The sequence below is a fragment of the Bacteroidota bacterium genome (assembly GCA_030017895.1).
GTDB lineage: Bacteria > Bacteroidota > Ignavibacteria > UBA10030 > BY39 > JASEGV01.
The window spans coordinates 20161-27896 of the sequence record JASEGV010000043.1; the positions used below are offsets into that span (position 1 = coordinate 20161).

Below are 7736 nucleotides of genomic sequence, written 5' to 3' on the forward strand. Positions count from 1 at the left end.
ATTATCGTTATTCATTTATTCATCACGAGACTAGCGGCGCCAAAAATTCCTGCTGCGTTGCCAAGTTTTGCAGGTATTACTTTCACGTCGGGCTTGATAGAAGTTAAAACTCTGCTGCGGAGAGAATTTGTAATCGCATTGAACACAAATTCGCCCGCCGCCGAAATTCCGCCGCCAACCACTACAATTCTTAAATCAAGCACGTTTAAAACCGAAGCGATTGCAATACCTAACAAATTACCGGCATCTAATAATATTTCTTTTGCAAACACATCGCCTTGTTCTGCTGCAACCGAAATGATATACGGCTCAATCAAATCAAGGTTACCTTCTACGAGCTGAAAAATTTTTGACGGTTGTGCATCTTTAGGTAGCTGAGTAAGTTTTTGTCGCGTTCGTTCTGAAAGGTATCGTTGTCCGATGTAACTTTCGATGCAACCGCGATTACCGCAATTACAGAGATGTCCGTTATAATCGATAGTTGTGTGTCCGATTTCGCCGGCGCCCCCAAAAGGACCACGATAAATTTTGTTATCGAGTATAATCCCACCGCCAACACCGGTTCCCCAAATTACGAATAAAAAATTTTGATAATCGATTCCTGCTCCAAATTTGGACTCACCAAGTGCGGCAGCATTTGCATCGTTCTCAATTATTACAGGAAGGCGAAATCCTTTGTGAATGATTCCGCCCAAATCAATTTCGGTCCAATCTGTAAAATTTGGTGGATTCTTTACTGTGCTGTTATCGTTCTCAACAATTCCGGGCGCACCGATTCCGATACCGGTAAATTCATCGTGCCGATATTCTAACATCAGTTCTTTGATTAAAAAATTAAGCTGCCGTAAAACTGTACCCGGTCCTTGTAATGCAAACGTATCAACTTTTTGCTGTATAAGAATTTTACTCGAGGTGATATCCACAACACCGCCTTTAATAGTCGTAGCGCCGATATCAATGCCGATTGCAAGATTGCGTTTCATCTTTTCTTTTTCTTCCAAAGTTGGTTTAATCTCTCTCGCAATGTTTTCTCTCTGCCGTTGTCTGTTGGTCTGTAATATATTTTTTGTTTTAAATTATCGGGAAGAAATTGCTGTTCCACAAAACCATCTTCGTAATTATGGGCATACTTATAATTTTTTGAATATCCAAGTTCTTCCATCAATTTTGTCGGGGCGTTGCGGATGTGAAGCGGCACCGCCTCGTTCGGCAAGTTTCGCACATCAGCCATAGCTTTTTCGATTGCAGTGTAGGAAGCGTTGCTTTTCGGAACGGATGCTAGATAAGTTGCTGTTTGTGAAAGCACGATACGGGCTTCCGGCATTCCTATGTAATCGACAGAGGTGAAACAACTTGTAGCCAACGTAAGTGAATACGGGTCGGCATTTCCGATGTCTTCCGAGGCGAGCACAATCATTCTGCGGGCAATGAATTTCGGGTCTTCGCCGGCTTCCAACATTCGGGCGAGCCAATAAACCGCAGCGTCGGGGTCGCTGCCGCGTATGCTCTTTATGAATGCTGAAATTATGTTATAATGTTCTTCGCCTGCTTTATCGTACTTAATTGCCTTCCGTTGAAATGCCGCCTCGATAATTTTTTTTGTAAGAACTTTTTCGCCCACTTTGTTTTGCTTGATAAGCTGTACACTTGTTTCAATTCCATTTAATAAAATTCTTGCATCGCCGCCTGAAAGGAAAATAAGATGATCTATTACATCATCCGTGAATTGCAGTTTTTGTTTTTTTAAAAAATCATCATTAGCGACTGCCTGATTTAATATTTGGTTGAGTTCAACTTTCGAGAGAGGTTCAAGCACATAAACTTTGCAACGTGACAAAAGGGGAGAGATAACCTCGAAAGAAGGATTTTCAGTTGTAGCACCGATTAGCGTAATCACACCATCTTCAACGCTGTGAAGTAGTGCATCTTGTTGTGCTTTATTGAAGCGATGGATTTCGTCGATGAAAAGTATTGTCCTTTTATTAAAATGCTTGCGATTTGCTTCAGCCCGTTCGATCACAGTGCGAACGTCTTTTACTCCTGACGAAACTGCGTTGAGTTGAAAAAAAACGGCTTTTGTATGGTTTGCAATGATACGCGCAAGTGTTGTTTTGCCGCACCCCGGCGGTCCCCAAAATATTAAGGAGGGAAGCTCATCATGCTCGATTAAAATTTGCAACGGCATCGCTTTGCCAAGCAAATGTGACTGCCCAACAAACTCATTCAAAGTTTTTGGCCGCACACGTTCGGCTAATGGACTTAAACCCGTTTTATTACTTTTTTGATATGTGTTTTTAAATAATTCCAATTGTGTAAATCAAAATTTTTCAAAATGTCATTTAGTTTCGTTTTCTTTTAGCTTATAAATTGTTTCTCCTTCTTTCATCATTCCGTGTTTTTCGCGAGCTGCTTTTTCAATTGCGAATTTATCTTTATCGAGTGCCTCCGATTCCCGCTGAAGCCGTGTATGTTCTTTGTTCGCTACTTCAATTTTTTCGTTCCACATTTTTTTCTCTTGTTCAAGCTGAAATCGTTTCAAGGGACCTTTGTCGCTGATGAAGAAAACGGTCATTAGAATCAAAAAGGGAATAATTCCCCACTTAAAAAGCTTATTTTTAAAAAGCTTTTTGATCCATCGTTCGGGTTGTCGCCAAGTAGGATTTTCTTTTCTGTAAAACTGGTCGTCCATTGTAAACGAAATGTAACTCAAAAATTAAGATTTTGCAAGCATTGGTTTTTCAAACAGCACCTCAAGCTCAGTCCCTCTTTGAATCGATTTTATAACGGCGAAGTTGTTCAATTCCATTAGCATAAAAATATTTTCTTGTGTCTCCCCGAAAAGTGGAAGAATGTTTGGATGAATTTCGATTTGAACTATTCGTGTTAGCGGCGAAGATAAAATTGTTTCAATTCCACGCAGGACATTCAACTCGGCGCCCTCGACATCTATCTTAATTGCCGTCGGTGAAAGAATCGTACCATGCTTTACTAACTCATCACCTTTTTGAATCTGAATCTTTTGTCCCCTCCCTGAAACCGGATAGTCGGTGCGAACGGCAAGGCTGTGTGTTCCGATATTGGCTGATTCGGACGTATGTAATTCGACTATACCTTCAGATTCGCCAATAGCCATTTGCAGCGGAGTTACATTTCTTAAATTATTTAGTTGAATATTATTAGCGAGAAGTTTGTGGGTGGATTTTTCCGGCTCGAAAGCAAAAACATTTCCTTTATTAACTTTAAGCGAAGAGAATATCGTATAAATTCCATAACTCGCTCCGATATCCCACACGGTATCGTCCGGTTATAGTTTATCTAAAAAAGTTTTCAAAACTTCCGACTCTCCCAGAAGCGATTCGACATCTTCTTTTATTTTAAAAGATGGTGTTGAAAATTTTGCAGTCAAATCCAAAAATGTTAACTCGGTTTTCGCATTGGAGAGAAAAATAAAATTATAAACAGAGCGGAGCGGCTTAAACAAACCCACCATCTTCAAAAATCCTGTGAGCTTCAATTTTATGTTTTGTAATTCCATATTTCCGTTCAAATATAAGAAATAATTTTTGAGTTTTGTAATATATGATTTTTGAAATTATATTGAACAAATGTTTATACCGACTACAAAAGAAGAAATTAAGAAATTAGGTTGGAAAGAGTTGGATGTAATTCTCGTTAGTGGCGATACTTACATCGACAGCTCTTATAACGGCGCTGCTATCATTGGTAAACTGTTGATGAAATATGGATATAAGGTCGGAATGATTGCTCAACCAGATTTAAAATCGAATATAGATATTACTCGGCTCGGTGAACCGAAATTATTTTGGGGAGTTACTTCGGGATGCGTCGATTCGATGGTAGCAAACTTTACTGCATCCAAAAAAAGAAGACGGAACGACGATTTTACTCCCGGAGGCTTGAATACAAAACGACCCGATAGAGCAGTGATTGTGTATTCGAATCTAATAAGGCAGCATTTCAAGAAAACTAAACCAATAGTTTTAGGTGGAGTTGAAGCAAGTTTGAGAAGAATTGCTCACTACGATTATTGGGACGATAAAATCCGGAAACCAATTTTGTTGGATGCCAAAGCCGATTATTTAGTTTATGGTATGGGAGAAAAACCGGTTTTAGATTTGGCTGAAAATCTTTCCAAGAATGAAAATCCGTTGGAGATTCGTGGCTTGTGTTACATATCAAAAGAACCTAATGACAAATTTTTGTCGCTGCCTTCTTACGAAGAGGTTGCTGCTGATAAAAACAAGTTTATAGAGATGTTTCATATTTTCTATAACAACAATGATTCGTTAACAGCAAGAGGATTAAATCAAAGGTGTGCCGACAGGTATGTAATTCAAAATCCCCCAGCTCACCAATTTACACCAGGTGAGCTCGATAAAATTTATGACCTCGATTACGAGCGGGAAGTTCATCCGTTTTACAGGAAAGAGGGAAAAGTAAAGGCGCTGGAAACAATTCGCTTTTCGATAACAACACATAGAGGGTGTTTTGGCGAATGTAATTTTTGTTCGATAGGTGTTCATCAGGGAGAAAATATTGTATCAAGAAGCGAAGCATCCATTTTGCGGGAAGCAAAGATTTTAACAGAACTGCCCGGCTTCAAAGGATACATTCACGATGTCGGAGGACCGACGGCAAATATGTATGGAATGAACTGTAAAGTTAAGAAGCATACAGGTTTGTGTGTCAATAAAAATTGTGCATTCCCGCATACCTGCAACGAATTGAATGTTAGCCACGAACTGCAAATTAAATTGCTCAGGAAAATCAGAAAACTTGATGGCGTTCAAAAAGCTTTTGTAGCTTCAGGTTTGCGCTACGATTTGATAATCGAAGATAAAAAATTTGGAAATGAATACATTCAGGAATTAGCGGCTAATCACGTATCGGGACAGATTAAAGTAGCTCCCGAACACACCGAAAAAAATATTTTGAAGTTAATGCGAAAACCTGATACGAAATATTTGGAAGAATTTAAAAAACGGTTTGATAAAGCAAGCAAACAAATCGGGAAGAAACAGTTTTTAACATATTACCTGATAGCCGCACATCCGGGTTGCAGCGAAAACGATATGAAGAAATTAAAAAAATATGCAACCGAGGAACTTCATACAAATCCTGAACAGGTTCAGATATTTACGCCACTTCCTTCAACATATTCGGCATTAATGTATTACACTGGGATTGATCCGTTTACAGGTAATCCATTATTTGTTGAAAAGGATATCGGTAAGAAGGAGAGACAGAAGAGAGCGGTGGTCAATTAGTAGGTAGCCCGCCCGAACGACCGATAAAACGGCATAACCTGTTCGGTCGGGCGGGTAAGTAGTTAAGAGTGTGCTAACAGATTTTCCTCTATATCATCATAAATCTTATCAATTTGATTTTGGATTTCGATGGTGTAATTTAGTGCCCGGATAATTTTGCAGCTACCTAAGCATGATTAAGCGTAATTCAAATGACTAAATGTGTGCGAATGATACAAAAATTTGTCATTTTTTGAGCAAAAACCATAGATTTTTAGCAAATGCACTAGTAAATACAAAAAAAATATATTTACAAATTTATTTGTTGACTTTATAAAGAATTTGACTTAAATTAAAAGCAAGATTTGACTAACAAATATGTTAAACTCATAAAGCGTGGTGTTTAATGTTTATAAAGGCGAATTATTTAATTCTAAAATTTTTGCTTTTACCGTTTGTATTATTATTGCATCCACAAATCGTGTTGGGAGAGAACAATTTTCCTTCCAGTGAAATGCAACAACATTTCTTTGTTGAGTCAACATACCAAGATACTACAACATTCACCGATATTGATGCCAAGCTTATTGGCGGATTTTTCAGTTCGGTTGTTTGGGGTGATTATGATAATGATGGCGACCTCGATCTTCTTGTAAATGGATCAACCGATACAGATAGTATGTATGCAAAGATTTATCGCAACGATGCGGGAGTGTTTGTCGATATCAATGCACCTCTTGTTGGAGTTCAGTCGGCACACGCTGAATCATGGGTTGATTTTGATAATGATGACGACCTCGATCTGATTATCCAAGGTGCAACAGGTCCAAACAACTATCAACCGATAACAAAGATTTATCGTAATGATGATGGAAACTTTGTTGATATAAACGCTGGACTTCCCGGAGTTGTTTATGGTTCAACGTCGTGGGGCGATTATGACAACGATGGCGATTTAGATTTATTGCTGACGGGTTCTCCAAACGGCGGAGGCTCATTTATCTCGCGTGTTTATAAAAATAATAATGGTTCGTTTGTAAATATTTATGCCGGGCTTCCGGGTGTTTGGGGAAGTTCTTCGGCGTGGGTTGACTACGATGGTGATGGTAATTTAGATATTTCAGTGAGCGGATATGGGGATTGGGGTGTAACGAATGTGTTATTCCGAAACAATAATGGTGTGTTTGAACTCGTTGATACTCCATTTGCTCTTGCAAATAGCGGAGCGATGGCTTGGGGCGATTATGATAACGATGGTGATTTAGATCTTCTTTACACAGGCTTGTTAGCTGGTACTGGTAAAACATTTACAACAATTTATCGGAATGATAATGGAAGTTTTGTAGATATTAGCCCACAATTAGTAAATGTTATGGCTAGTGCAGTCGCTTGGGGCGATTATGATAACGATGGTTGGCTTGATATACTTATTTCTGGGGCAACAAAATTTCATTATGGGTTTAACAAAATGTCGACACGAGATTTGGTTGCCGCTCTTTACAAAGGAAATGGACCATACATCACCGACCCAGTAACAAAGATATATCATAATGATGGTGGAACGTTTTCTGAAGTAAATGTTCAATTACCAGGTTTGCATAACTGTGCGGTAGGTTGGGGGGATTTCGACAACGATGGCGATTTAGATATCGCTCTTACCGGAGGCACAAGTTACACAACTCAATTTAAACCTTATCTTCCTATCACAAAAATTTATCGCAATAACGGAGGGACAAATGTATTTGCACAGAATACCAAACCAAGTGTCCCGGATGGGTTAAAGGCTGAGATGCAAGAGCAAACTATTATACTAACATGGAATCGGTCAACCGACGATCATACACCTCAAAACGGTATAATATATAACCTCCGCTTAGGTACAACCAATTCTGGTGTACAGCACTTTTCTCCCATTGCAAATATAAGTACTGGTTATCAGAGGGTACCGAAATTGGCAAACGCACACCAACAGAGTCAATGGAAAATCAAAAACCTACCGCAAGGAACATATTACTGGAGCGTTCAAGCGATAGATAAAGGTTATGCCGGATCGCCTTTTGCCGTTGAACATACTTTTACAATTACATCAACCGGTGAAATCATAGATGGTAGTTTACCAAATGAATACTATTTGTTTCAAAATTATCCTAACCCATTCAACCCATCAACTACTATAAGCTTCACATTAGCAGAACAGTCGGTTGTAACTTTGAAAATTTACAATCTACTCGGACAGGAAGTTGCGACTTTATTCAACAATGAAGAATTAGATGATGGAGATCAATCAATCGATTTTGTTGCTGATGGATTATCAAGCGGTGTTTATTTTTACAGACTTGTGGTAAATAATGGAGATTATCAGGATTTTAAGAAGATGATATTGATTAGATAGTGTCGAAGGGCACTTTTCTAAATAACTAACTGAAGTTACGCAAAAGAGTCATTCTGAACGAAGTGAAGAATCTGAAA

At 38.8% G+C, this 7736-nt stretch carries 7 protein-coding genes; 2 read left to right on the forward strand and 5 right to left on the reverse strand.

The genetic code is table 11. The annotated features are described in order from the left end of the window. Positions 1-11 precede the first annotated feature (11 nt). From QME58_09375 to QME58_09395, 5 genes are read right to left on the reverse strand one after another with little or no spacing between them, the layout of a single operon-like run. On the reverse strand, positions 12-1001 hold the full coding sequence (locus QME58_09375) for an ROK family protein (protein ID MDI6804041.1): 990 nt from the start codon (positions 999-1001) through the stop codon (positions 12-14). Further along, positions 980-2308: a replication-associated recombination protein A gene (locus QME58_09380; GenBank protein ID MDI6804042.1), complete on the reverse strand. Its 1329-nt coding sequence runs from the start codon at positions 2306-2308 to the stop codon at positions 980-982. Before QME58_09380 ends, QME58_09375 begins: the two co-directional genes overlap by 22 nt. Before the next feature lie 27 nt (positions 2309-2335). Then, positions 2336-2710 carry a septum formation initiator family protein gene (locus QME58_09385; GenBank protein ID MDI6804043.1) on the reverse strand — a complete coding sequence of 125 codons (375 nt, stop codon included), beginning with the start codon at positions 2708-2710 and terminating at the stop codon, positions 2336-2338. A 3-nt stretch (positions 2711-2713) separates the two neighbouring features. Beyond that, positions 2714-3292 carry an FkbM family methyltransferase gene (locus tag QME58_09390; GenBank protein ID MDI6804044.1) on the reverse strand — a complete coding sequence of 193 codons (579 nt, stop codon included), beginning with the start codon at positions 3290-3292 and terminating at the stop codon, positions 2714-2716. Between the two features lie 12 nt (positions 3293-3304). After that, complete coding sequence (locus QME58_09395; protein MDI6804045.1) at positions 3305-3535, reverse strand: hypothetical protein; 231 nt, start codon at positions 3533-3535, stop codon at positions 3305-3307. 70 nt (positions 3536-3605) lie between these two features. Between QME58_09395 and QME58_09400 the strand changes: the two genes are divergently transcribed. After that, positions 3606-5288 (forward strand): YgiQ family radical SAM protein, encoded by a 1683-nt coding sequence (locus QME58_09400; GenBank protein MDI6804046.1) that lies wholly within the window; start codon positions 3606-3608, stop codon positions 5286-5288. A 493-nt stretch (positions 5289-5781) separates the two neighbouring features. Further along, complete coding sequence (locus tag QME58_09405) at positions 5782-7659, forward strand: FG-GAP-like repeat-containing protein (protein ID MDI6804047.1); 1878 nt, start codon at positions 5782-5784, stop codon at positions 7657-7659. Positions 7660-7736: the final 77 nt, after the last annotated feature.

Excerpts from the sequence above, each read along its gene's own strand:
- QME58_09400 (MDI6804046.1), top strand. The coding sequence starts at position 3,606 with ATGTTTATACCGACTACAAAAGAAGAAATTAAGAAATTAGGTTGGAAA.
- QME58_09405 (MDI6804047.1), top strand. The coding sequence starts at position 5,782 with ATGCAACAACATTTCTTTGTTGAGTCAACATACCAAGATACTACAACA.
- QME58_09395 (MDI6804045.1), bottom strand. The coding sequence starts at position 3,535 with ATGGAATTACAAAACATAAAATTGAAGCTCACAGGATTTTTGAAGATG.